This is a genomic window from Flavobacterium sp. I-STPP5a (genome assembly GCF_009764685.1).
Classification (GTDB): domain Bacteria; phylum Bacteroidota; class Bacteroidia; order Flavobacteriales; family Flavobacteriaceae; genus Flavobacterium.
Map to the genome: position 1 here is coordinate 1 of NZ_VHLM01000023.1, position 25,034 is coordinate 25,034.

The following is a 25,034-nucleotide window of genomic DNA, read 5'->3' on the forward strand; positions in this document are numbered from 1 at the left end:
TACCAATATGCAAATGCAAGGTGCAATAGCAATTTTTACAGTCAACTTAAAAAGAATACTCAAATTAATGTAGAAAATGTAATCTACACATGCATTTTGCCAAATGAACCTGTATAAGTCAAAAACCGACTCATATAACCTACAATAAAAAACAGTTGCAAAAAAAAAACGCTTATAACGGATGTTTAAAATCCTGTTACAAGCGTTTTTTATTATCTAAAAAAGGATGCTAATCAAAATAAGCGATGTTTTTCAGTGCCCTGCTTTTTCAACAGCATCTTTCAACATTTTAGGCGTTATTGTATTGTTGTTTTCAAAGGCTACAAAAAACGAATTCGTATTTAAATCTGTAGTTACAGTAGTTACACCACTCATGGCTTTTAACTGTTTGTTTATAGCATTAGAGCACATTGAACACGTTAAGCCAGTCGCTTTAATTTCAGCTTTTTGCATCTGGGCCAAACTGGTAAAACCACATAGCAGAACTAAGCCAATAGACATGGCTGCCTTTAAATTATTTCTAAACATCTTGTTATTTTTTTAAAAAGGTTAGAATAATTTCCTCTGTTGGATTTATAGCTACCAATGTACCCGAAGCATCAAACAAATAAGAACTTGGCAATCCCTCTACTCCAAAAAGCAATGCCGTTTTGGCATCAAATCCGTTTGGATCTATCAATTGCGGATACGTCAATTTATCTTTTTGAATAGCAGCAATCCATTTTGCTTTATTAGTGTCCAATGATATCCCCACTATCTCAAAATTGTCGTTTTTATGAGCACTGTAAAAGGGAACTAGTTTTTTATTTGCTTGTCTGCATGGTCCGCACCATGAAGCCCAAAAATCAACCAAAACTACCTTGCCCTTAAATGATTCAAGAGTTACTGGAACGTCAGTATTGTTATTTAACTGAACATTTGGCAACGCATCGCCGGTTTTAATTTGAGCATTGGCTAAAGCCAAATTAAAAAATATACTGAGTACTACTATTATATTTTTCATCTTGTATACGTTTAAAACATATTTACTTATTGAGCAAAACACAGCTCAATAAGTAGACACTTGATTGAATTATTGTTTTTTATTTTTGTTTTTTAGTAACTCTATCGTACTGACAACATCCATGAAGACTATCATAAACTGCATCTGGAGCTTTATGATTATCACTATCATAACCAGCTGCTGCAATTCTTTTTAAAATTTCTTCTTGGTTTGTTTTGGCAGGATTAAACACTAAGGTTGCCATTTTAGTCTCGCTATCCCATTGCACTTTAGCAATGTTTTTTTGGTTGCCAGCGGTTTCAATATTTTTTTTACACATCCCACAGTTTCCATAAATTTTCACTGTTTTGGTTACTTTAGTAGTACTTTGTGCGCTTACTGTCACAGATAACACTAGTACTAAGGCTACTATAATTTTATAAAATGTTTTCATCTTGATTTATTTTTTTGAGATATAACGCCGTCAAATACCTCAGCAGTACATATAAATGTATTGTTGAATAAATGACACGACAAATTTTTGATTTTTTTTAAAGCTAATTCTTTTTAACAAGACAGACTTCTGGCTGTCATCAATACAATTATGCTATTTTTGGCGGAAGCCAGATGGACTTGTATCCTGACGATACGAAGATATTAGAATAATAAAAATTCTGTTTTTTTGCAGAAAAATCAAACAAAGGATTATTAAATTCTAAATGTATGCCGTTTGTTATCCCTAAATAAATAAAAGAACCACCGCATGTAATGCTTTTACAAGCGCCATTACAACCTTCGTGTGAATCTTTTTTAGACGATTGTGTTTTTGAACAGCAGTCTTTTTTTTCTTTTTTAGCTGTACTTTTTTTAGCACAACACGTCATTTCCCCTTTTTGATTACACGCCATAGTTGTTATTGGACTCAAAAAGAATCCAAAAACAACTAAAAGCAATATGTATAGGTTTTTTGACATTGTATTCAATTATATTTTACAAAGGTATTTATTGATCATTTCCAACACAGCATCTTATTGCTAAATGAGTGTTAAAATTTATTTTTTACTTATTAATTCCTAATAAACCATTCATTATAGATTGACTAACTGATAATAATACACTAAAAATTATTGCCGTAAGAAAGGTCTCGACTTTAAACCCATCCACAATTTGTGAACACAATACAATCATAAGCGCGTTTATAAGCAATAAAAACAATCCTAATGTAAGCACTGTAACAGGCAATGTTAGAAGAACAACAATAGGTTTGATAAAAATATTTAACAAGCCTAAAACTATTGCTACAATCAAAGCTGTCGTAAATCCATTTACGTAAACGCCCGGTAAAAAGTTTGCAAGAATTAAAACTATTATTGATGTAACGATAATTTTTAAAAGTAAATTCATGAGTAAATGGTTTTTAAATGAAAAGTAATATTTTTTTAAAGGTTTTTGACATTATTCTAGGAAAGAAATTACTATACTGTAAAACATAGTAGGGTTTTCGGCATGAAGCCAATGCCCTGTTTTGGGTATTGTTTCAATGATTGCCATAGGAAAATGATGTTCTATGCCACCAAGATCAGTATTCAAAATATAATTAGAGTCTCCCCCTCTTATAAATAATGTGGGTTTTGTGTACATCGCATTGTCGGGAAGCGGCTGACCTATCTGGTCTAAATTCATATTGAAAGCTTCAAGATTGAATCTAAAAGCCAATTGACCAGGCTCTTTCCAATACAAATTTTTCAACAAGAACTGTCTTGTACCAAAATCCGGAATAAATTTTTCAAGAACCGTCTCGACATCACTACGAGTAGGTTTTTTTGAAAAATCAACAGCATTTAAACCCGCCAAAATGAGCTCATGATGCTGTGGATAAAATTTTGGTCCTATATCTGCAACAATAAGTTTACTAATCAATTGCGGTTGTATTGTAGCCAGTGTCATAGCTACTTTACCTCCCATACTGTGACCTACTACAAAAATAGAAGACAACTCATATGCTTGACAATATTCAAAAACATCTTGTGCCATGATAGCATAGCTAAATTCACTTGAATGAAAGCTTCTACCATGATTGCGAAGATCAATACTATGGACTTCAAAACGGGATGCAAATTGCGTTGCTAGTGATTTCCAATTGTCTGACATACCAAGAAATCCATGCAGAATTAATAGTGGTTGCCCAGAACCTTCTATTTTTGAGTGTAACATTCTATAGATTTTAAATTATTACAAAGATAAGAAATCTAGACCATTAAAATGAGTAATACGTTTTAATAGAATATCACCAAAAGTGGGTATTGTAATACAAGTAATTAAAACTATTTTTGCATAAGATTTTTTCTAACAGAAAAATACTTAATTCATTAACACTTGCAAATCATTATCCATGATCAAAAAAATTTTTTTACTCTCAGTTGTGGTCTCTCAACTAACTATCTCTTGTTCTACTGATGAACCTGTAACCCCAAAAGCAGAACTAAGTTTAAGTGAGCAAATTGCGGAAATCGTCAAACAACCCTATTCAAAATTAACTCCTGCTGAACAAAAAGTAAAACTAGAAGCTGAAGCCAATGAAATGTTGGTTCAAATGGACAAATCAAAAAGCTCAGGAGCAATTGAGGCTTTACAAAACTTAGCCCAATTATTAGATGTTAGCTCTGTGGATGTTTTTAGTGGTAAAAACGACAACTCAGTAGAAGATATTATCAATACCGCTGGAGTATACGGAATCTATACTTGGAATGCTACAAAAAACAATTGGACAAAAACCGCTTCTGCAACAGAATTGAAATTTGTTTTTCCTGCAAAAGCATCTCTTACAACTAATAATGCAGTTTTTTCTACCAAAGGAACTTCATCTGATGTGAAAGTAAAAATTTATGACAGTTATATCTGGCAAACCAATACTGAGGTAAATGATTATATCTTTTTACCTACAGCTGCAGATGCCGTTTTAACTATTAACGGTGCATCAGCAGCTACATTTACACAAACTGCAAAATATGCGAACGGGAAAGAAGTACCGAATGAATTTGCATACAAAATGACGCTTAACGATGGTTACACTTGGGAAATGAGTGGAACAAAAGCAGCAGAAAACACTTCAAAAGCAGCCTTTACTTTTAATGGAAAAAATTTAATTTCTTTTAATGCAGGAAGCACTGCAAGTATTGACAAATTGATCGATAATGACGAACTAGTGCAATACAGAGGAAAAGCTAATGGTTTGGTTCAAATCATGGATAACTTTGTTATAGTAGCAAATATGGATTTAGCTACTGCAGCTGCTGATGAAATGACATTAGAAAAAAGCTTACCAGCAGTTGACTATGAAACAAAAAATTATTTTATAAATTTAAACACTTATCAAGTAAAATCAGCTGAAGGTAATGTTACCAACTTTAACAAAAACATCAAACTAAGTTTAGTTTCTAAAAAAGATGGTACAAAAATAGCTGAAGTTGTAAAACGTGCCGTTAAAGGATATTCCTATAAAGACATGAATGATTTATGGGTAGTTGACAAGTCATATACCTTTGGCGGATATTGGAGATACAATCCAAACGGTGGTACTACCATTCAATATTATGAAGAAGAATTATACTTAAAATTCAATGACAATACCGAAGTAGCGATGAGCACTTATTTCTCAGAAGGATTTGAAAAATTTGAAACAAAATTTGAAGACTTTATCAAAGCTTTCGACAAATAGTTTAGAATTTTTATAACTGTAAAGCCGATTTGAAATATTCAAATCGGCTTTATTTTTTTGCTGGTGTTTTCACTACCAAAGTACTTTGACCATAACCTGCCCAAAGACCAATACCTCCTTTTATATTTGATCTCAAGCTTGTATTAGAAGGATAAATCGGGTTTCTACTGTTTACAATTTCATTTTGCCAACTGTTCCAGAAATCCAACGCCTCTTTGTTTTGAGTTCTTAACTTTACATGAATCAAATCACCATCAGTAAAGTAAGGAGTGAATTTAGTTTTAGGAAAGAGTAAAACACCTCTATTTATTTGTATTCCAACGGTAGAGGTTTTAAAATTTTTATCGTCTAAGTTCCCGTAGAATGAAGGTACAAAAATGGGTTCTTTTTTATCTATTTTAGTCGCAATTTGATAATAGTTTTTTTCATTTAAAGGATCCTCGAACGTTACAAAAACATAACCAGTTGTGTCTGTTGAACTTTTTTTAACATACTCAGCCCTTTCAAGTACAACACTTTTGGGTATGGTTGTAACAGCTTCAACAATTCTATTTAAATACTCTATTTTTAAGGAGTATTCTTTTCCAGCTACTCCTTTTAGCGTTGTACCGTAATAAACAAATGGAGGCACTCTGTCTTTATCATTCTTAACCCTTAAAATTTCAGAATTAACACCGTCAGAAATAGTGATTTTAGCTGACCTAATAATATGATTTAAAACATTTGTTGAGTCAATAACCTCAGCTACAGAAATACTACTCGACAGCAAAACCTGAGCAAAATCATCTTCTTCAATCCATCCTTCTACCACAATTTTTGATTCAGAATTCACTTGATTACTAAAATCATCTTTTGCGCAATCCACAAAGAGTAAAGCTAAAAGAAATAATAAATATTTTTTCATCTATTAAAATTTAAACCTCCAACTAAGCGAAGGTAGAATTCGATACAAAACCTTTTTTTCTTGTTCCACTATTACACTATTTTTATCTTCATTTACCTGAATATTTAGCACCACATAAATAGGATTATCAATATTTAGAGTGTTATAAATTGAAAAATTTAATGCACTTTCTTTTTTATTTGTTTTCGTAAAAAAATAATTCACAGAAAGATCCGTTCTAAGATAATTAGGCATTTGTGCATTATTATATTTGGAATATTCTTTAACCGGATTATTGTTCACAAAATACCAAGAAGTAGGCATTGTAAAACGGTTTCCAGAACTAAAGACCTGAGTCAATCCAAAATTCCACTTTGGATTTAAATTATACATACCAACCAATGAAAGATTATGTCTCCTATCGTATTTTGCAAAATAAGTATTCCCATTATTCAATTTATCAAAATTTCGATCTGACCAACTCAGTGTATAACTAAGCCAACCATTAAACTTGCCGTTGTTTTTTCGGAGCATCATTTCAAAACCGTAAGCTTTTCCCTTTCCAACGAGTAAGTCACTCCTGAGTGTTGTAGCTTCATTAAACTGGGTGACGCCATAAGGATATTCTAATAAATCTTTCATCGAGCGGTAAAATCCTCCAACCGTTGAGAGTACGTTTTTTGTAACGTTCAGGCTAGATCCAATTGAGAATTCATCTGACGATTGCGGCTTTATACCCTCAGAACTTGCCATCCAAAAGTCAGTTGGAATACCAACACTTGAGGTAGTTATCATACTCAAATACTGATATTGCTTATTATAAGAAGTATAAAACGAGTAATGACTATTAACTCTATAATTCAACAATATCCGGGGCTGGAAATGAAGATAGGAATCTATTTTTGTACCTGAAGTATAGTAATTGATTCGAAGCCCTAATTCAGCATTAAAATGATCCGTAATCTTTGGTTTAATAGTGGCAAAAATAGCAGCCTCGCTTGAATTGATAGTGTTATCTTGAGAAGCAGTATTCAAATTAGTTAAGTTTTCAACACTAATTTTTTGAGGCTGTAAATCATGAAAAACATACTGAACACCAGATTCAATTGGCATGTTTTTAATCGAAAATTTAACCGAATTATTAAATCCAAAATCTTTGACATAAGAAGAAACTCCAAACCGAATGGTAGCTTGTTCCATATTCAAGTCATTTGAATACTGACTAAAATAAACAGCATTTGACATGGATACTTTAGAGGAAAAAGTAGTCACCAAAGTTGGAGAAACAATAAAATTGCTCCATTCTAAATTGGTTCGCAAAGCAAGATTTCCATCTTTTACTTTCAACGCATCAGCACTAACAAATGCATCAATATAAAATAGATTTTTTTCAGATAGTTGAGATATAAAAGTAAAATTCCCGTCCGAAAATCCGTACTTCATTCCTTGAACGTCGTTATTCTTTGATCCTGATTTAATCAAAGGTGCTATAATCTCGTCAATATATGTTTTTCTAGCTGAAAAATAAAAACCTGTTTTACTACTTATCGGAGCAGCCAAAGTGAATTGAGAAGCCAAAACCCCAATATTCCCTTGAATATGGAATACTGAAGGTATTTTTTTATTAGGTAACAATTCTGTAGTTGAACTTAATCTTCCTCCATATTTTGAATTTGAACTAGATTTGTCAAACTCAACTTCTTTGATGTGATCTGTATTATAAAAAGGAAATATCCCCAATAAATGAGACATTCCATATACTGGAGTTCCACCATACAAAATAGCATTGTGTCCTGGATCACCACCCCTTACATATAGATATCCATTAGCATCGCCAGAATTTTGAACACCAGGGGTAAGTTGTAAAATCTTAATTATATCTGTCGTACCAAAAACAGAAGGAACAGTGGCTAACTCACTTAAATTAAAGGACAATTTTCCTCCTGATAGATTAGTAACTCCTGCTTTTTTAGTATTGGTAATGATAACTTCATTTAAAATTGAATTGTCTTTTTCAAGAATAATTGAAATCAATGTATCTTGTGATAAATCCAAAAAAAATTGCTTCTCTACATAATTTTGATGCTTAACTACAACTTTTGTTTTCCCCGAGGGAATTCTCTCTGAAAAAAAACCGGTGCTATCAATCTTGGCATAGTAATCAGAGTTATTTGTGTTAAATAAAATCGAAGCACCAACTATGTTTTTATTTTGAGAAGATTTTATGCACCCTCTTATTATTACTTTAGTTTGCGCACTTATGCTGTAAAAGCATAACATGAAAAAGAGAAGAATTGATTTCAATACTTAGTTTTAATAAGAAAAGTGCGAAAATAAGCAATTAAAAATCAATTCTCACCAGTGATAATTATTTAATTTTCCAGTTACTTCAACTTTCTTAAATACATATTCACCACATTATCAAATCCTAAATAAAGTGATTCTGCAATTAAGGCGTGACCAATAGAAACTTCCAGTAAACCCGGAATATTCTCTTTAAAAAACTGAATGTTATCCAAACTTAGATCATGACCCGCATTAATTCCTAATCCTAGTTGGTTAGCAATTTCAGCAGCTTTAACGTAAGGGTCAATTCCTTTTTTGTTCCCCAGACTGTATTGGTGCGCAAATTCCTCGGTGTATAATTCTATTCTATCGGTTCCTGTTTTTTGAGCTCCTTCAATCATCGCTGCAATGGGATCTACAAAAATAGAGGTTCGAATACCGTTACGTTGAAATTCCTGAATCACCTCGGTCAGGTAGGCTTCATTTTTAACCGTATCCCAGCCAGCCGAAGAAGTGATGGCTCCAATGGCATCTGGAACTAAAGTTACTTGTGTAGGCTTGCACTCTAAGACCAAGTCGATAAAATTATGTTGCGGATTTCCTTCGATATTATACTCTGTATGAACAACTGCTTTTAAGTCTCGCGCATCTTGATACCTTATGTGGCGTTCATCAGGCCTAGGATGAATGGTTATACCTTCTGCACCAAACTTTTGAATATCTGTAGCTACCTGTAAAAGATTAGGAACATTACCACCACGAGCATTACGTAATGTAGCTATTTTATTGATATTTACACTTAACTTTGTCATTTATATCGCTTTTGTTTTGATAATTGATTTTATGATTACAAAAATACAAAGTAAAACTTAGGAGATTTTGCTAATTTTTGATTATTTTGCAAGAAATATTGCGGATTGATTTATGACAGAAATTACAGAGTTTATAACTAACGATTACAAGGCTATTGATAAGCTAGAATCTATTGCCACGGTTCAGGATTTTTTTAGTGAACTCCACTACTCACACTTTCCCGTTGTAGATGAAGGTATATATATAGGTAGCATTCCATCAGAGGATATCGAAACATTTGATGGTACTAAAAAAGTGTCTGATTATCGCTTCACCCTTGAAGGTTTTCTTACAAGAACTAATATGGTATGGCTTGACGTACTTGAAGTTTTTGCTAGAAACAAAACGAATTTAGTTCCTGTTCTAGACGAAAACAATACTTATGTTGGGTATTATGAAATAGAGGATATAATGCGTTTTTTTCACGACACCCCATTTTTAAAAGAACCAGGAGGAATCATTGTAGTAAAAAAACCCGTACTAGAATACTCCATGAGTCAGATAGCACAAATCGTAGAGAGTAACAACGGTAAACTTCTAGGATTATTCGTTTCTGAGGCTGAGGTTGACCATGTAGTGGTGACTTTAAAAATAACTCTTGGAGCCATGAATGAAATTATTCAAACATTCAGAAGATACAATTACATTATTCTGACAGAACATCAAGAAGACAATTACATCAACAACTTGAAAGAACGCTCTGATTATTTAGACAAATACCTTAATATCTAGAGAAAATTTCACTTTAAAAAAGGTTATTATTCCACAAAACGATTATTCAAAAAATATGAAAGTTGCTATCTACGGTCAATATTATCAAAACAGCACAGAACCAATTATCAATGATATCTTTGATTTTTTCAATAAAAAAAAGGTTGAAATGGTTATTGAAGCTCAATTTTTAAAAATATTAAACGATAAGAAAATTGTAGAAAAAACATACAATACCTTTAGCAAACACACTGAATTAGACAGCAGTTTTGATATGTTGATAAGCATAGGTGGCGATGGTACCATATTAAGAGCTGCTACGCTAGTAAGAAACTCCGGCATTCCAATATTAGGTATAAATGCAGGCAGACTAGGTTTTTTAGCTACAGTACAAAAGGAAAATATTGCAGCATTTATGCAATTTGTAATTGATAAAAAATATACCATTTCAAAAAGGACATTATTAACTTTAACCTGCACACCCACAAACGAGGCAATTGAGGAAATTAATTTTGCAATGAATGAAATAACAGTGAGCAGAAAAGATACTACTTCTATGATCACTATTGACACGTATCTAAACGGAGAGTTTTTAAATTCATATTGGGCAGATGGATTGATCATATCAACACCTACAGGTTCAACAGGATATTCATTAAGTTGTGGAGGACCAATATTAACTCCTGATGTAAAAAGTCTTGTTATTACACCAATTGCACCACACAACCTAACAGCAAGACCACTTGTAGTTCCAGACGAAACAGAAATAAGGTTAAAAGTATCTGGTAGAGAAGAAAATTATTTGGTTTCATTAGATTCAAGAGTTACCTCAATAAAAAACGAATCGATACTAACTTTAAATAAAACACCATTTCAAATTAATATGGTTGAAATTCCCGAAGAAACTTTTCTAAAAACACTTCGTAGCAAACTACTTTGGGGCCAAGACAAACGCAATTAAATCATTTAACTTAAAAGCCATACGATTTTATCAGTTTTTTACGTTTAAAAGAAACAAACACCTTGTTTAATGAACGTTACCATGTGAATTATTAAAAAAACACACATTTAACAGATTGAGCATTGTATCGAATTGATAATTATTATATTTGCACGCAATTTTTGAGTTAATGAAGAAGATCTTTTATTTATTATTATCTATTATCCCCTTTACCGAAGCACAATCTCAAATACATGAGATTGGTATTTTTATGGGCGGTAGCAATTACATAGGTGATGTAGGCTCAACAACTTATATTGCACCACATGAAACTGCTTTTGGTTTTTTATACAAATGGAATAAAAGTCCAAGACACTCCTACAGGTTTTCATACAATCAATCACACCTTACCGCTAGAGATCAAGATTCTAAAGAAGGCAGCAGAGCAAAAAGAGGATATGATTTTAAAACTAATATCCAAGAAGTATCATTAGGACTAGAGTTCAACTTTTTTGACTTTAACCTACATGAATCTTCTACTAAAGTCACTCCCTATGTAGCATCAGGCATTAATTATATATTTGCTGATTACAACTTAAACAATAGCAAGAGTGGCTTAACTGTAAATGGAAAAACAGAGAGAAAAAAGTCGCTTGCAATACCTATGATAATAGGAATTAAGTCTAATATTGCACCTAAACTAATACTAGCTCTAGAAACAGGAGCCAGATACAGCATGACCGATAATATAGACGGCAGTTTTAATCAAAATTTTGGGAATATAAATAATAACGATTGGTATGTTTTTACAGGAGTAAGTCTTACATACACTTTTGGACAAAAACCGTGTTATTGCAAAGAATAAAAATGAATTTATTAGAAAATATAGACACCACTAGATTACCCAAACACCTAGCCATCATCATGGACGGTAATGGACGCTGGGCAAAACAACAAGGTTTTTTACGCGCTTTTGGTCACGAAAGCGGTACTAAATCCGTAAAACTTATCATTGAAGCTACAGCAAAATTAGGTATTGAGTGCTTAACGTTATATGCATTCTCTACCGAAAACTGGAACAGACCTAAGCTTGAGGTAGAAACCTTAATGAAGGTTCTTATAAACTCTTTAAAGAAAGAGTTGCCCACACTACAAAAAAACAACATTAAGCTCAACGCCATAGGCAACTTAGAAAAACTACCTAAAACAGCTCAAAAAGAATTACTTGACGTTATTGAAAAGACAAAAAACAATACTCAAATGACTTTGACTTTGGCATTAAGTTATGGTTCTAGAGAAGAACTCGTTTCGGCCGTAAAAAACATTTGTAGTAAAGTTAAAAATAATATAATTTCAATAGACAATATTGACGATTCAATTATTAATGAGCATCTTTACACGCAAAATTTACCAGAGGTAGATTTATTAATACGAACAAGTGGAGAACATAGGATAAGTAATTTTTTGTTGTGGCAAATAGCCTATGCAGAATTATATTTTACTGATATATTGTGGCCAGACTTTAAAGAACAAGATTTATATGAGGCTATCATTAGTTATCAAAAAAGAGAACGCAGATTTGGAAAAACAAGTGAACAAATTAAATAATTTTTTAGTGTTAAAAAAAAGCATAAAATTAGCCCTTAGCGTATTAATTTTTGGGTGTTTTACACAAGTAAAAGCGCAGGAAAGAGTTCCTTTTGATCAAGGAAAAAAATACATATTAGCAGATGTAACTATTGTAGGAGATATCAGTTTTAACAGCCAAACTGTAGTGACTTTTACAGGTTTACAAAAAGGACAAGAAATCACTATTCCTGGCGAGCAAGTTAGTACAGCCATAAAAAAACTGGGTAAACTTGGATTATTTGATGAAATCTCATTCTATGTAAATAGAATTCAAAACGATAGCATTTACCTTGATTTACATATTGTTGAACTACCTAAACTAGGTGAAGTAAAAATTGTAGGAGTAAAAAAGGCTAAAGTAGAAGAATTAATTAAAGACAACTCTCTTACAAAAGGAAAAGTTGTTAATGAAAACTTAATAACAACCACTAAAAATTATATTGAAAATAAATATAAAAAAGACGGTTTTTATAACACTAAAGTTAACATCAACACTATAAAAGACACCGCAACTATCAATCAAGTGAATATGCTTGTAAACATTGATAAAGGGGATAAAGTCAAAATAAAAAGTATTGATTTTGTAGGGAATACAAAAATTAGCGACAAAAAATTACGTAAAGTAATGAAAGACACAAAGGAAAAAAATCCTTTACATGTTTTAAAACCATCAAAATACATTAAAGACAAATACAAAGCCGATCTTGAAAAAGTAATAGCTTCTTACAAAGAAAAAGGCTTTAGAGACGCTAGAATAGTATCTGACTCTATAGTATACAATAAAGATAAAAACCTTTTAAATATAAAAATCAATGTTGAAGAAGGTAATAAATACTACTTTGGAAATATTAAATTCCTAGGAAACACTGTCTATACTGATCAAGGTTTAGGTAGAGTTTTAGGAGTTAAAAAAGGAGACACTTATAACGGTGTTTTACTTGAAAAAAGAATTGCAGACAAGTCTAAACCAGATGCCGAAGACTTAACAAACTTATACCAAAACAATGGCTATTTATTTTCGAACGTAAATGCAGTTGAAGTAAAGACAGCAAACGATACCATTGATTTTGAGATTAGAATTACTGAAGGACCTATTGCTTATTTTAATAAAATTTCAGTAGTAGGAAATGATAAAACTAATGATAGAGTAATTTACCGTGAACTAAGAACCAAGCCAGGGGAAAAATACAGTAAAGACGAATTAGTACGTACAGTTCGTGAAATTGGACAATTAGGATTTTTTGATCCAGAAGCAATTGACCCGAAATTTAAAAATGTAGATTCAGGAGCAGGAACGGTAGATATTGAATACAATCTTGTAGAAAAAGGATCAAGCCAAATTGAACTTCAAGGTGGTTATGGCGGTGGTGGTTTCATAGGTACACTTGGACTATCATTTAACAATTTTTCTGCTAAAAATATGTTTAAAAAAGAAGCCTACAAGCCCTTACCTATGGGAGACGGACAAAAAGTTTCATTGCGTTTGCAAGCAAGTACTTTTTTTCAAACCTATAGTATGTCGTTTTCTGAGCCATGGTTTGGAGGAAAAAAACCAGTATCTTTTAGTTCATCCTTATCATACAGTAAACAATTTTTAAACAATTTCGTTACGCAAAGAGCAGATAAAACAAGAAGTTTTGATATCCTAACCTTGTCTGTAGGTCTTGCAAAAAGACTAACTGTACCAGATGATTTCTTTGTATTATCTCAATCTATAAGTTACCAGCACTATTCGTTAAACAACTACAACACCGGGTTGTTTACCTTTGGTAACGGAACTTCGAGAAACTTATCATATACTGTAGGACTTACCAGAAATAGCAAAGGTGTAAACCCAATTTTCCCTACATACGGATCAGAGATCAGCCTTTCGGCAAAACTGACTCCACCTTATTCTTTGTTTAATGGAGTAGATTATGCTAACCTTGGCAATCAAGAAGAGTACAAATTAAAGAATACACAAAACAGACAAAATATACCAGATGATAATGGTAACACTGTAAATATTGGAGATTATATTGATGCTAACGGCAATAAAGTAACTGATTTTAATTTGGCTGTAGCCGATGCAAGTAAAGTAGACCAAAAAAGATTCAACTGGTTAGAATACTATAAAGTAAAATTTAAAGCAGATACGTATACCAAAATTTACGATAAATTAGTATTGCGTTTATTAACAGAGTTTGGATTCTTAGGAAGCTACAATCAAGATCGTGGAGCAGTACCTTTTGAAAGATATTATTTAGGTGGAGACGGGCAGGCAAACTTTGCAATGGATGGACGTGAAAACATTCAATTAAGAGGATATAAAAACAACTCTCTTACTCCTACAAATGGAACAGGAGAACCAATAGGTGGAACAGTATTTAACAAGTTTTCTATGGAATTACGTTACCCTATCACACTAAAACAATCAGCATCTATATATGCACTTGGATTTTTAGAGGCGGGATCAGCATATAAAGATTTCAAAGCATACAACCCATTTGCTCTAAGCCGTTCTGCTGGAGTTGGATTGCGTATATTTATGCCCGCATTTGGATTATTAGGAATTGATTTTGCTCATGGGTTTGATCCAGTAGGAGATAATTTACAGTCAGTTCATTTCATTATAGGCCAGCAGTTCTAAGCATCTTTTTTTGCAACTTAAAATAGTACCATTATGAAAAAACAATTTACAGTCTTTTTTATAGTATTTGCATTTATTTTCCACGGGTTAAATGCACAAGTCAAAGGAACAAAACTTGGGTACATAGACATGGAGTATATTTTACAAAATGTACCCGATTATATTGAGGCAAAAAATCAATTGGATCAAAGAACTCAAAAGTGGAAGCTTGAGATTGATACTAAAAGAAACGAGATTAATTCTCTAAAGGAAGCCCTGAAAGCAGAAAAAACTTTATTAACAAAAGAGTTAATTGAAGAAAGAGAAACAGAAATTCGGTTTCTTGAAAATGAAAATTTAGAATACCAGCAAAAAAGATTTGGTCCTAACGGTGATTTAATAGCACAAAAAGAAACACTGATAAAACCAATACAAGACCAAGTTTTTACAGCAGTTCAAGATATTGCAGACCGATTAAAATATGATTTTATTTTTGATAAATCTTCGGACCTAACTATGCTATTTGCCGCAAAAAAATTCGATATTAGCGATCAAGTTTTAAGAGTTCTTACACGTGCCGAAAAAAGAGAGCAACTCACAAAAAAGCAACTCAAAGATGCTGAGGCAAGGGAAAGCAAAGAAGATACCGATGCTGATAACGAACTTGTTCAAGAAAGACAAAAAGTTCTAGAAGAGAAAAAGACAGCTCGAGACAAAGCTTTTGAAGAGCGCAAAGCATTGCAAGAGCAAAAGAAAAAAGAATTCGAGGACAACAAAAAAAGAATTCAAGAGGAAAGATTGGCTAAAAAAAATGGCACGATTTTAGCAAAACCAACTTCAGATGACGCAACTAAAACTGCCACAAATGAAGCAACTAAAACGACCCAAAAAACGGAAGAAGTAAAAATAAATTCAGCCGAAGAGAAAAAGAAAATTTTTGAAGAACGAAAGAAAGCTTTAGAGGATAAAAAGAAAAAAATCCTTGAAGATCGCGAAGCTCAAAAAAAAGCAAAAGAAGATTTACAAAAGAAAAACACAAATAACAATTAATTACTTAATATTTTAAAACCGATGAAACAAATCAAAACTCTATTAATTGCTGCACTATTAATGTTAGGAGCAAACCAAACCGTTAATGCACAAGCAAAGACAGCTCATGTTGATGTAAGTGAAATTATGACAAAAATGCCAGCAGTATTAGATGGTCAAAAACAATTAGACAAATTGAGCGGTACATACGATGCTGAATACAAAAAAATGGTAGAAGAGTACCAAGGAAAATTAAAAAAGTACGAAGCAGAAGCTGCTACAGTAACTGAAGCAATAAACGGTGAACGTTCAAAAGAAGTACAAGACATGCAAAAAAGGATTGTTGATTATAGAGACAATGCTCAAAAAGAATTGCAACAAAAAGAATCTGATATCATGAAACCCCTTATGGAAAAAGTAAGAGCTTCAATCCAAAAAATTGGTAAAGCAAAAGGTTTTCAATATATCGTTGATGGATCTTCTTTATTACTTGCTGACGGACCAAACTTAACTGCTGATGTTAAAAAAGATTTAGGTTTCTAAGAAAATCAAGCTTTAAATTATAAAAACTGCTCCTACTATTAATGTTTGAGCAGTTTTTTGTTTCAATACAGTATTGCAATATTAAATTTAAGCACATAACTTTGTTACTATGGACTACAACAATCAGCCGATAGGAATTTTTGACTCAGGAATAGGTGGCACCTCAATATGGTGTGCTATACATGCCTTACTTCCAAATGAAAAAACAATATATCTTGCCGATAGCAAAAATGCTCCCTACGGTCAAAAATCAAAATCAGATATTATTGCCTTGAGCATGAAGAACACTGATTTTTTAATAGATATGGGTTGTAAATTAATAGTAGTGGCTTGCAATACCGCTACCACAAACGCTATTCAAGAATTAAGGGCCAAATATACTATTCCTTTTATAGGCATAGAACCAGCTATAAAACCTGCCGTAACGCATTCAAAAACACAAGTCATAGGCATTTTAGCTACACAAGGCACACTCAATAGTGAACTCTTTAACAAAACCACTGAAAAATATCAGGATACAAAAATAATCGAACAAGTAGGACACGGCTTGGTTCAATTGATAGAAAACGGACAGATAAACTCCCCAGAAATGACTCTTTTACTAGAATCTTATCTTGTACCAATGATTAGAGAAAACATTGATTATCTTGTACTAGGTTGCAGCCATTACCCCTATTTGATTCCGCAAATAAAAAAAATACTCCCTGATCACATTCAAATTATAGATTCAGGTCAGGCTGTAGCCAAACAAACACAAAATGTACTAAAAGAAAAGGTAGGTTTTGGCGATAGTTCGGAGACTAAAAATATATTCTACACAAACACAACCCCAAAAGTGCTTCAAGAAATTATTGGTAATGATTTTATCGCCATTAGTAAAGATTTTTAAAGTAATTTACTCTTCTTTGAACCAGCTTGAATACATTACATAATTATTAGAGATACGTTCAATTTCACCAGCAAAATCAGACTGATCAATATCTTTAACTTTTTTGGCAGGAACTCCAGCCCAAATAGAGCCTGAAGTAACAACTGTGTTTTGAGTAATCACGGCACCTGCAGCTACAATAGAATTACTCTCTACAACACATTTATCCATAACTATAGCGCCCATACCTATTAAAACGTTGTCGTGTATGATACAACCGTGCACAATAGCATTATGCCCTATAGAAACATTATTCCCTATAATTGTGGGATGCTTTTTATAGGTACAATGAATAACGGCTCCATCTTGAATATTTACCTTATCTCCGATGGTAATAAAATTTACATCACCTCTAATTACAGTATTAAACCAAACACTACAATTTTTTCCAAATTTCACATCGCCTACAATGGTTGCATTTTCTGCAACGTAGCAATCTTCAGGTATAGCAGGAGTTTTTCCTAGAACCGATTTTATGATCATAAAAAATTAGTTTATGGCTGGACAATTACATGAATATTTAGCTGGCTTACAAAATAAATCAATCCCTAAGGTAATTTGATGGTAACCACCGTTATCAAACTGCACGGCTCCCGAAACTTGAGAATAAGTATAAGCAAACATAAATTTATTAACATTCACACCCACGATAGGAGTAATATATTGTAATTTTTGGGTTCCAATGCCACCTTTATCATTAAACTGTGCTCCTTCTAAACTACGTCTGTATGAAAGACCACCCCACACACGACCAAAATCAATGTTTTTGTAAACTTTCAAATTGAAGTCCATTGATTTTTCTTTTGTACTTTCAACCATTTGAAACAAAATAGAGGGCTCCAAAAGCAACCCTTTTGGATTACCAAAATTATACCCTGCACTGATCATGTACTTTCTTAGATTGCTATTTTCGTAATCACTATAAATTGCACTTCTAGATTCGATGGCGTTCTTTACAGTAGCATGGGCATAAAAATCAAGATAATTATAAGACAAACCAATATCGGTATTAAAATAAGCTTCTTTAAGCATCACCGTTCCATCTACAGAAGGATCACTTTGTCCAGGCTCTAAAAAAGAGGTTTGATCCAGTTGACTTTGAATAAAACCCGCACTCATACCAAAAGACAGTTGATTAAGATCTACTTCGTCTCTAGAAAACATCAAATGATAAGCATAAGTAAGTTTAACACCTTTTTGAGAATGAAATCCATTTTTATCATTAAAAACAATAATACCCGCACCGGCGTTATCACTTATTCTACCATTAAAACTGAGTGTTTGCAAAGCAGGAGCATCATCCTGACCAAACCATTGTTTACGAGCAGTAAGTCTTATTTTAGCACAATTTGCAGCACCTGCCATAGAAGGATGAAGAAGGTAATAATTATCAGATAGATAATCGGAATAAACAGGGATTCCCTCTTGAGCAAAAGAATTTTGAAAAAAGAAAAAAACAAGTAAAACAGAAAGTTTTTGATACATTGAAAAAAATTTAATTAACCAAATGAATTGACTGGCTATAATAGCGTAAAATCAAATCTTGAAACCATAAACTAGATAACAAAAGTTAATTTCTTCTTTAAAAAATCAAATATAGGTATTCATAGAAAATAACTTTAGTAAATTTGTAAAAATTTCAAAAATCATGAGCAAAATCAACATAAAAGAAACGCAAAACCCAACTATATTAAAATTTGAGTTTGAAGATTTTATAACACAAAATGAAAATTTTGAGTTTAAGAATATCGACGAAGCTAAAGATTCGCCATTGGCTCAAAAATTATTTTACTTACCCTTTGTAAAAACCGTGTATATCTCTGGTAATTTTATTGCAATCGAAAGATTTAGCATTGTAGAATGGGACGACGTAAAGGAAGCAGTTGCAGAACAAATTGAGCAATTCATAAAAGACGGGGGAGTAATTGTCACTAAAAGTGAAACTCCGACAAAGAAGCAACCTGTAAATGTGTATGGAGAAACTACTCCAAATCCTGCTGCTTTAAAATTTGTAGTGAGCAAAATGCTAACTAAAAATGCAGTAGAATTTAAAAATATTGATCAAACAAGTGCTTCGCCATTAGCAAAGGAATTATTTAAATTTCCTTACGTAAAAGAAATTTTTATCGATGAAAATTATATTTCAATTACTAAATATGACATCAATGAATGGCAAGAAATTACATTAGAACTGAGAAGTTTTATCAAACAATATATTGAAAACGGAGGTATTGTACTTGATGAAAGCTACATTGCAAGCAACACAGCTAGTGAAACTGTAAAAGCACAAGAGTTTGATAATTTAGATACCACATCTCAACAAATCATTAATATATTAGAAGAATATGTAAAACCAGCTGTCCAGGCTGATGGTGGTAATATTGCTTTTGACTCTTATAACGAGGAGGAAAAACTGGTAAAAGTAATTTTACAAGGAGCCTGCAGTGGTTGTCCATCATCAACTTTTACTTTAAAAAGCGGTATCGAGAACATGTTAAAAAGCATGCTAAACGACGAAAGTATCAAAGTAGAAGCCGTTAATGCATAAGTACTTTTCATCTTGCTTTAGCAATTAATTACACCCTAGAGTGTATAATTTAGTTATTTTAAAAAAGCGTTTCTATCGAAGCGCTTTTTTTGTGTTTCATCTAGAATAAAGGTATTATCACGATCCAAATTAACATTCAAATTAAAATAAAAAGGCCTGGCTATTCCCAAAATCAACACCCCACAAAACGAGTAAAATCAATACTTTCAACAAACAAAACTCGTTTTCCAACTGATTATCAATAAATTATTAATAATAGGATAAACCATTATTAAAAAAAATTGACTAACATTGTCGGACTAATCAAATAAAAAACACCATGGGACTAACCACTTTTTTTAAAAATTTATTTGGCTCTGCCAAAGAAACGACGGCTGAACTGGCCAATAAAGCCGAAGCAACACTAGAGCAAGCAAAAGCCACTGCAGCACCTTATCTAGATAAAGCCGAAGATTTCATTGAAGATAAACTAGAACAAGTCAAAGAAACCGCAGCTCCTTACCTTGAAAAAGCGGAAAATTTTGCTGAAGAAACGATCGATAAAGTCAAAGAACACGCAGCGCCTATTATGGATAAAGCAGAGGAGTTTGCTGGACAAGCAAAAGAAAAAGTAGCCGAATTTGCTGATAAAGCCGAAGAAACTTTAGAAAACATTACCGATACTGTAAAAGAAAAACTGAATCACACGAGCGATGCAGTTGCTGACGGTACCGATGATGCAAAAAAAGCAATTGAAAACACTGCTGAGAAAGCCGTAGCTTTAGCTGACGACGGAAAAGAAATTGCTACAACAGAAACAAAAGAAGTTGTAAATAAAATTGAAGAAGACGCGGATTAATTTAATAAAAAATAAAATAATTGTATTTTTGACCCACAAAACCAACCTTCTCCTATTGAGAGGGTTTTTTATTTTACAATTATGAATTTAGACCCAAATCAAATCACTAGTTACGCCAATACTTTTGCGCAGGTATTAATTGATTATTCTCCCAAATTAATTTCGGCATTTATCATCCTAATCGCTGGATTATACATCATCCGATTAATCAATCGATTTATTAGAACCTTAATGGTCAAGAGAGATTTAGACCCTACCCTAACTCGGTTTTTAGCTGATATTTTACTTTGGGTTTTACGAGTAATACTGTTTGTCTCCTTTATCTCTAAATTAGGAATCGAAACATCCTCTTTTGTAGCAATTTTAGGAGCTATGGGACTTGCCGTGGGACTGTCATTACAAGGATCTCTTTCAAATTTTGCAGGCGGAATGTTAATTATCCTTTTCAAACCATTTCGTGTAAACGACACAATTGAAGCACAAGGTGTAACAGGAACAGTAAGTGAAATACAAATTTTTGTTACCAAATTAATCACAGGAAACAATCAAACTATTTTTATTCCTAACGGTACCTTATCAAATGGGAATATCACTAACTATTCTATGGAAAAAATTAGAAGAGCTGACTTAACTATTGCAATATCCTATGACACCAATATTAAAATTGCGAAAGACATCATAACTGCAGTTTTGGAAAACAACCCTAAGGTTTTAAAAACACCAGAAGCCGAAGTTGCTGTCAAAATATTAACAGACAATGCAATTCAACTTGCTGTTAGACCATGGGCAACAAATGAGGATTTTGGAAATGTATGTGCAGAAACGCTTCAAGGATGTAAAGAAGCCTTTGATATTGCTGGAATTACTATGCAACCGTTTGTTAAAGAATCATCATACATATCAAACACTGCAACCAAAAACTAGTTAGCACAATTTACTTTTTTTTAGGAGTAGTTATCATAAAGTCTTTCAAATAATAGGGTTCAAAATAAGCGACATCAACAATGTCGTTTATTTTGAATTTTTCAAAACTAAGAAAACTCATTTCGTTAGCCGAAGGAAAAATTAAAGTCTCTAGAAAAAAATGATTGCTTTTATTGAGTAGGTTTTTGCATTTTACAGCACAGTCTCCCACAAAATACAAATCATCTTGAAGGTCATCAAATGAATTCTCATCTATTATTTGAGCCTGAACTTCACGCTTTTTTTCAAGTCTAGAGTCAAATATAGCACTGTAAACTTCCATTCTTCGAGCATCAATCATCGGAATGATTAGACCCTTATTAATTTTGGCTTGTGCCGCAAGAGTTTCCAGCGTATCTATAGCTATTAGTGGAATATCTAATGCAAAACACAATCCTTTTGCAGCTGATACACCAATACGCAAACCAGTATAAGAACCTGGACCTTGACTAACTGCAACGGCAGATAAATCTTTGAGATTATAACCTGATTCTTTAAAAATTTCTTCTATAAAAACATGTAGTCGCTCTGCATGTGAATATCCTTCTTCTGCAATTTCTTTACAAAGGATTGTTACTCCATCTTTAGCTAATGAAACAGAACAATTCTTAGTAGCGGTTTCAATGTTTAGTATATAACTCAATTTGGTTTTTGTTTAAATTAAAAATCACAATCACAAAATTAGATTTTATGATTGTGATTTCAAAATGGTAAGTGTAATAGATTACTTCTTGTCCTTGTCCTTTTTATCTTTATCAGTTGCAATTGCTACTTTATCACCTGAGTTCAATTCTTTTGTGACCGTAGCATAAGGTCCTGTTATAATGACATCCCCTTTTTTCAAGCCGGTTAAGATTTCGATATTAGTATCATCTTGAATACCCGTTTTTATAATTCTAATTTTTGCTTTATCTCCTACTTTAACAAAAACACACTCAAATTTCTTGTCGCTTTTAGGTGCAGCCTCTTTTGATTCCTCATCTGAATCTTCAACTTTTATTTCTTTTACGGCAGCAGTATCTGATTTTACTACAACTGAACTAATAGGAACCGCAAGTACATTGCTTCTTGTTTCAGTAATAATGTCAACGGTAGCCGTCATACCTGGTCTAAAAGGAGAGTAGGTATTTGGTTTGCCTTCTAATAAATCTTCGTACGATTCTTTTAATATTCTTACTTTAACTTTAAAATTAGTTACCTGATCTGCAGTTAATGCTGAACTCGCAGAATTTGAGATACTTGTAACAACACCTTTGAATTGTTTTTTTAGATAAGCATCTACTTCAACATTAGCCTCATCTCCCACTTTAATTTTTACAATATCATTTTCATTAACATCTACTTCAACTTCCATATTATTCAAGTTGGCTACTCTCAAAATTTCGGTTCCAGTCATTTGTTGAGTCCCTAAAACACGCTCTCCTAATTCTACATTCAACATAGAAATAGTGCCATCAGCAGGCGCATAAATAGTTGTACGTCCTAGATTATCTTTAGCTTCGCTTACTGTTGCAGAAGCGCTTTGAACGTTGTAATAAGCTGATTGTTTTGTTGCTTTGGCAACTTCAAACGAAGCAGTAGCCTTGTCCCAATCCGACTTTGAAATAATTCCTTTATCAAACAACGTTTTGTTTCTATCGTAATTTGCTTTTGCTTCTTTGAAAGAAGCATCTGCTTGACTCAAACTTGCTTTAGTCCCGGATAAGTTAGATACCGATCTGTTGTAACCAGACGTGTATAAATCTGGATTGATCTTCACTAGTAAATCTCCCTTTTTCACCACTTGGCCTTCTTTTACATTTAAAGCTATGATTTCTCCCGAAACTTCAGATGATATTTTAACTTCAATTTCTGGTTGAATTTTTCCAGTAGCAGATACCGTTTCAATTATTGTAGATGGAATTACTTGTGCGGTTTCTACCTCGGTACCTACATCTTTTTTACCTATAACCCCAGATTTAGAAAGAGCAATTAAACCCGCAATAATTACTACTGCACCACCTATTAGGATATAAACTGTTTTTTTTGACATAATAATTAGTTTTTGATAAGAGGAATTCCAAAATAGAATTCTAATATTTTAATTTTAAAGATATAATCGTATTTGGTTCTCAATACTTCAGATTGTGCATTAGTAAGCAATGTTTGGGCTTGATTGTAATCGAATGAGTTCATTAGCCCCACATTAAAACGCTCCTTTGCAAAATCAACAGCATTTTGTCTTGCCTCAACGGCAATTACAGCCGATTCGTATGATTTTAAAGCTCCTTTAGCATCAGCAAATGCCGTGTAAACATTTCTTTGTAAATCTAAGTCTTGTTGTTCAACCGCAATTTTTGATCGTTCTAGATTTACCCTAGAACGCTCTACATTGTTTTTTACAGAAAATCCATTAAAGATAGGAACAGACATTTGAATTCCAAAAGAGTGCCCTTTATTATCGCTAAACTGATTGAAAAATGGAGCCGGTTTCCCTAAAACTCGTAAATAATTTGGAGTCAAAACATTTTGATTTGTACCTTCTACAAATCCTATTTGTGAGGTAGGATCTTCAGTACTTTGTGTTTTTCCAACTACTCTATCACTATAGGCTACTCTAGAATTAAAGCTATAAAAACCTTGAATAGTGGGTTGATAAGCACCCCGTGCAATAGCAACATCTTTTTCAGCAATTTCTAAATTAGTTTTGGCAATTTTCAATTCTGTTCTTCCTTCTAATGCTTTATTATAAATGGCATTAGGATTTTGCATCATGATATTATTCTCATCCTTTACATCAGTATCGTCTGCTACATCAAAGTTTTCAAATTCCTTAAGCTGCAACAATTGTGATAAACTCAATTTAGAAATTAGCAAAGCATTCTCGGCAGCAATTATATTTTGATTGTTTGTTGCTATAGTAGCTTTAATATCTAATAAATCACCTCTTGGTATGGAGCCTGCATTTACTAACTCTTCTGAACGTTGATATTGCTTTTCATTAATGCCAAGCTGTTGCTTTTGTACTTTTAAGTTTTCTTTGTTAAAAAGCACTTGTAAAAAAGCATTCGCTACGTTTAAGGCCACATCTTCCTGCATTTTTAACAACTGATACTTGGCAGCAACTAGGGATAAATTAGACCTACGTAAGGTGTTTTGATTTTGTAAACCCTTGTAAATATCAATTCCTACATTTGCCCCCGCAGAAGTAAATTGTGTGGTTTGATTTTGCAACAAACCAGTTGTAATATCTTGGTTTAAACCAATGTTCCACGAGTGAGAAGCACTGGCAGTCAATGATGGTAAAAAATTACCAATAGCACCTCTCTTATCAATCAATGCCGTTTTAGTATCTAGAGCTGATTGCTTAATAGAGATATTGTTTTGAATGGCGTAGTTTACACATTCTTGCAAGGTCCATTTTTTGGCTTGTCCGTGAACAGACATTCCTACAAGAACAATGAACAAACTAAAAAAACTATTTCTTTTCATATTTTTTTAAATAATTGCCTGAATTATGGATCAAACACATTTAACTTAGTTTAATTATAATCTCTGAAACTCCAAAGTATAGCCTTTCAAAATCAATAATTAAAC

At 32.7% G+C, this 25,034-nt stretch carries 26 protein-coding genes; 12 read left to right on the forward strand and 14 right to left on the reverse strand.

From position 1 onward, the window contains the following. Nucleotides 1-252: 252 nt before the first annotated feature. The 6 genes from FJV36_RS05490 to FJV36_RS05515 all read right to left on the reverse strand — a co-directional run bounded on the left by FJV36_RS05490 (nucleotide 253) and on the right by FJV36_RS05515 (nucleotide 3,196). Nucleotides 253-528 carry a heavy-metal-associated domain-containing protein gene (locus tag FJV36_RS05490; protein ID WP_158727784.1) on the reverse strand — a complete coding sequence of 92 codons (276 nt, stop codon included), beginning with the start codon at nucleotides 526-528 and terminating at the stop codon, nucleotides 253-255. Between the two features lie 4 nt (nucleotides 529-532). Further along, nucleotides 533-1,003, reverse strand: coding sequence for a TlpA disulfide reductase family protein (locus FJV36_RS05495; RefSeq protein ID WP_158727785.1), 471 nt, complete (start codon nucleotides 1,001-1,003; stop codon nucleotides 533-535). Nucleotides 1,004-1,082: 79 nt separating this feature from the next. Further along, nucleotides 1,083-1,436: a heavy-metal-associated domain-containing protein gene (locus FJV36_RS05500; protein WP_158727786.1), complete on the reverse strand. Its 354-nt coding sequence runs from the start codon at nucleotides 1,434-1,436 to the stop codon at nucleotides 1,083-1,085. 148 nt (nucleotides 1,437-1,584) lie between these two features. Continuing rightward, entirely contained in the window at nucleotides 1,585-1,956 is a 372-nt protein-coding gene (locus FJV36_RS05505; protein WP_158727787.1) for a hypothetical protein, read from the reverse strand. 85 nt (nucleotides 1,957-2,041) lie between these two features. Further along, nucleotides 2,042-2,386, reverse strand: coding sequence for a phage holin family protein (locus FJV36_RS05510; RefSeq protein WP_158727788.1), 345 nt, complete (start codon nucleotides 2,384-2,386; stop codon nucleotides 2,042-2,044). 51 nt (nucleotides 2,387-2,437) lie between these two features. After that, nucleotides 2,438-3,196, reverse strand: a complete 759-nt coding sequence (locus FJV36_RS05515; protein ID WP_158727789.1) for an alpha/beta fold hydrolase — start codon at nucleotides 3,194-3,196, stop codon at nucleotides 2,438-2,440. 178 nt (nucleotides 3,197-3,374) lie between these two features. On the opposite strand from FJV36_RS05515, the gene FJV36_RS05520 reads away from it, so the two are divergent. Then, on the forward strand, nucleotides 3,375-4,700 hold the full coding sequence (locus FJV36_RS05520; RefSeq protein ID WP_158727790.1) for a hypothetical protein: 1,326 nt from the start codon (nucleotides 3,375-3,377) through the stop codon (nucleotides 4,698-4,700). A 49-nt stretch (nucleotides 4,701-4,749) separates the two neighbouring features. Here FJV36_RS05520 and FJV36_RS05525 read toward each other — a convergent pair whose 3' ends face one another. The 3 genes from FJV36_RS05525 to FJV36_RS05535 all read right to left on the reverse strand — a co-directional run bounded on the left by FJV36_RS05525 (nucleotide 4,750) and on the right by FJV36_RS05535 (nucleotide 8,681). Next, nucleotides 4,750-5,604, reverse strand: coding sequence for a DUF4249 domain-containing protein (locus tag FJV36_RS05525; RefSeq protein WP_158727791.1), 855 nt, complete (start codon nucleotides 5,602-5,604; stop codon nucleotides 4,750-4,752). Between the two features lie 3 nt (nucleotides 5,605-5,607). Beyond that, complete coding sequence (locus FJV36_RS05530; protein ID WP_233264518.1) at nucleotides 5,608-7,887, reverse strand: TonB-dependent siderophore receptor; 2,280 nt, start codon at nucleotides 7,885-7,887, stop codon at nucleotides 5,608-5,610. Nucleotides 7,888-7,967: 80 nt separating this feature from the next. Then, a complete protein-coding gene (locus tag FJV36_RS05535; RefSeq protein ID WP_158727792.1) occupies nucleotides 7,968-8,681 on the reverse strand; it encodes a pyridoxine 5'-phosphate synthase in 714 nt (237 codons plus the stop codon). 112 nt (nucleotides 8,682-8,793) lie between these two features. Between FJV36_RS05535 and FJV36_RS05540 the strand changes: the two genes are divergently transcribed. The 8 genes from FJV36_RS05540 to murI all read left to right on the forward strand — a co-directional run bounded on the left by FJV36_RS05540 (nucleotide 8,794) and on the right by murI (nucleotide 17,070). Beyond that, nucleotides 8,794-9,453 (forward strand): CBS domain-containing protein, encoded by a 660-nt coding sequence (locus tag FJV36_RS05540; RefSeq protein WP_158727793.1) that lies wholly within the window; start codon nucleotides 8,794-8,796, stop codon nucleotides 9,451-9,453. A gap of 55 nt (nucleotides 9,454-9,508) precedes the next feature. Further along, nucleotides 9,509-10,393: an NAD kinase gene (locus FJV36_RS05545; protein WP_158727794.1), complete on the forward strand. Its 885-nt coding sequence runs from the start codon at nucleotides 9,509-9,511 to the stop codon at nucleotides 10,391-10,393. A gap of 169 nt (nucleotides 10,394-10,562) precedes the next feature. Next, nucleotides 10,563-11,237: a DUF6089 family protein gene (locus FJV36_RS05550; RefSeq protein ID WP_158727795.1), complete on the forward strand. Its 675-nt coding sequence runs from the start codon at nucleotides 10,563-10,565 to the stop codon at nucleotides 11,235-11,237. A gap of 2 nt (nucleotides 11,238-11,239) precedes the next feature. After that, nucleotides 11,240-11,980, forward strand: a complete 741-nt coding sequence (locus tag FJV36_RS05555) for an isoprenyl transferase (protein ID WP_158727796.1) — start codon at nucleotides 11,240-11,242, stop codon at nucleotides 11,978-11,980. Next, complete coding sequence (locus FJV36_RS05560) at nucleotides 11,913-14,630, forward strand: outer membrane protein assembly factor (protein ID WP_158727797.1); 2,718 nt, start codon at nucleotides 11,913-11,915, stop codon at nucleotides 14,628-14,630. The genes FJV36_RS05555 and FJV36_RS05560 overlap by 68 nt, the downstream gene beginning before the upstream one ends. 33 nt (nucleotides 14,631-14,663) lie before the next feature. Beyond that, nucleotides 14,664-15,659 carry an OmpH family outer membrane protein gene (locus tag FJV36_RS05565; protein WP_158727798.1) on the forward strand — a complete coding sequence of 332 codons (996 nt, stop codon included), beginning with the start codon at nucleotides 14,664-14,666 and terminating at the stop codon, nucleotides 15,657-15,659. Between the two features lie 21 nt (nucleotides 15,660-15,680). Then, entirely contained in the window at nucleotides 15,681-16,181 is a 501-nt protein-coding gene (locus tag FJV36_RS05570) for an OmpH family outer membrane protein (RefSeq protein ID WP_144889506.1), read from the forward strand. A gap of 109 nt (nucleotides 16,182-16,290) precedes the next feature. Next, entirely contained in the window at nucleotides 16,291-17,070 is a 780-nt protein-coding gene (gene murI / locus FJV36_RS05575; RefSeq protein WP_158727799.1) for a glutamate racemase, read from the forward strand. Nucleotides 17,071-17,076: 6 nt separating this feature from the next. Here the strand turns inward: murI and FJV36_RS05580 are convergent, their stop codons facing one another. Then, nucleotides 17,077-17,592 (reverse strand): gamma carbonic anhydrase family protein, encoded by a 516-nt coding sequence (locus FJV36_RS05580; RefSeq protein WP_158727800.1) that lies wholly within the window; start codon nucleotides 17,590-17,592, stop codon nucleotides 17,077-17,079. Nucleotides 17,593-17,598: 6 nt separating this feature from the next. Further along, on the reverse strand, nucleotides 17,599-18,594 hold the full coding sequence (locus FJV36_RS05585) for a type IX secretion system membrane protein PorP/SprF (RefSeq protein ID WP_158980896.1): 996 nt from the start codon (nucleotides 18,592-18,594) through the stop codon (nucleotides 17,599-17,601). Nucleotides 18,595-18,757: 163 nt separating this feature from the next. Here FJV36_RS05585 and FJV36_RS05590 point away from each other — a divergent pair, with 163 nt between their 5' ends. From FJV36_RS05590 to FJV36_RS05600, 3 genes are all read left to right on the forward strand, one after another. After that, nucleotides 18,758-19,657: a NifU family protein gene (locus FJV36_RS05590; RefSeq protein WP_158727802.1), complete on the forward strand. Its 900-nt coding sequence runs from the start codon at nucleotides 18,758-18,760 to the stop codon at nucleotides 19,655-19,657. Nucleotides 19,658-19,976: 319 nt separating this feature from the next. Then, the gene (locus FJV36_RS05595) at nucleotides 19,977-20,495 is read left to right on the forward strand and encodes a hypothetical protein (RefSeq protein WP_199250855.1); all 519 of its coding nucleotides are present in this window, start codon (nucleotides 19,977-19,979) and stop codon (nucleotides 20,493-20,495) included. Between the two features lie 81 nt (nucleotides 20,496-20,576). Beyond that, a complete protein-coding gene (locus FJV36_RS05600; protein WP_158727803.1) occupies nucleotides 20,577-21,419 on the forward strand; it encodes a mechanosensitive ion channel family protein in 843 nt (280 codons plus the stop codon). Nucleotides 21,420-21,429: 10 nt separating this feature from the next. Here the strand turns inward: FJV36_RS05600 and tsaB are convergent, their stop codons facing one another. From tsaB to FJV36_RS05615, 3 genes are all read right to left on the reverse strand, one after another. Further along, a complete protein-coding gene (gene tsaB, locus FJV36_RS05605) occupies nucleotides 21,430-22,101 on the reverse strand; it encodes a tRNA (adenosine(37)-N6)-threonylcarbamoyltransferase complex dimerization subunit type 1 TsaB (RefSeq protein WP_158727804.1) in 672 nt (223 codons plus the stop codon). Nucleotides 22,102-22,182: 81 nt separating this feature from the next. Further along, a complete protein-coding gene (locus FJV36_RS05610; RefSeq protein WP_158727805.1) occupies nucleotides 22,183-23,490 on the reverse strand; it encodes an efflux RND transporter periplasmic adaptor subunit in 1,308 nt (435 codons plus the stop codon). Between the two features lie 5 nt (nucleotides 23,491-23,495). Next, complete coding sequence (locus FJV36_RS05615) at nucleotides 23,496-24,929, reverse strand: TolC family protein (RefSeq protein ID WP_158727806.1); 1,434 nt, start codon at nucleotides 24,927-24,929, stop codon at nucleotides 23,496-23,498. Nucleotides 24,930-25,034 lie beyond the last annotated feature (105 nt).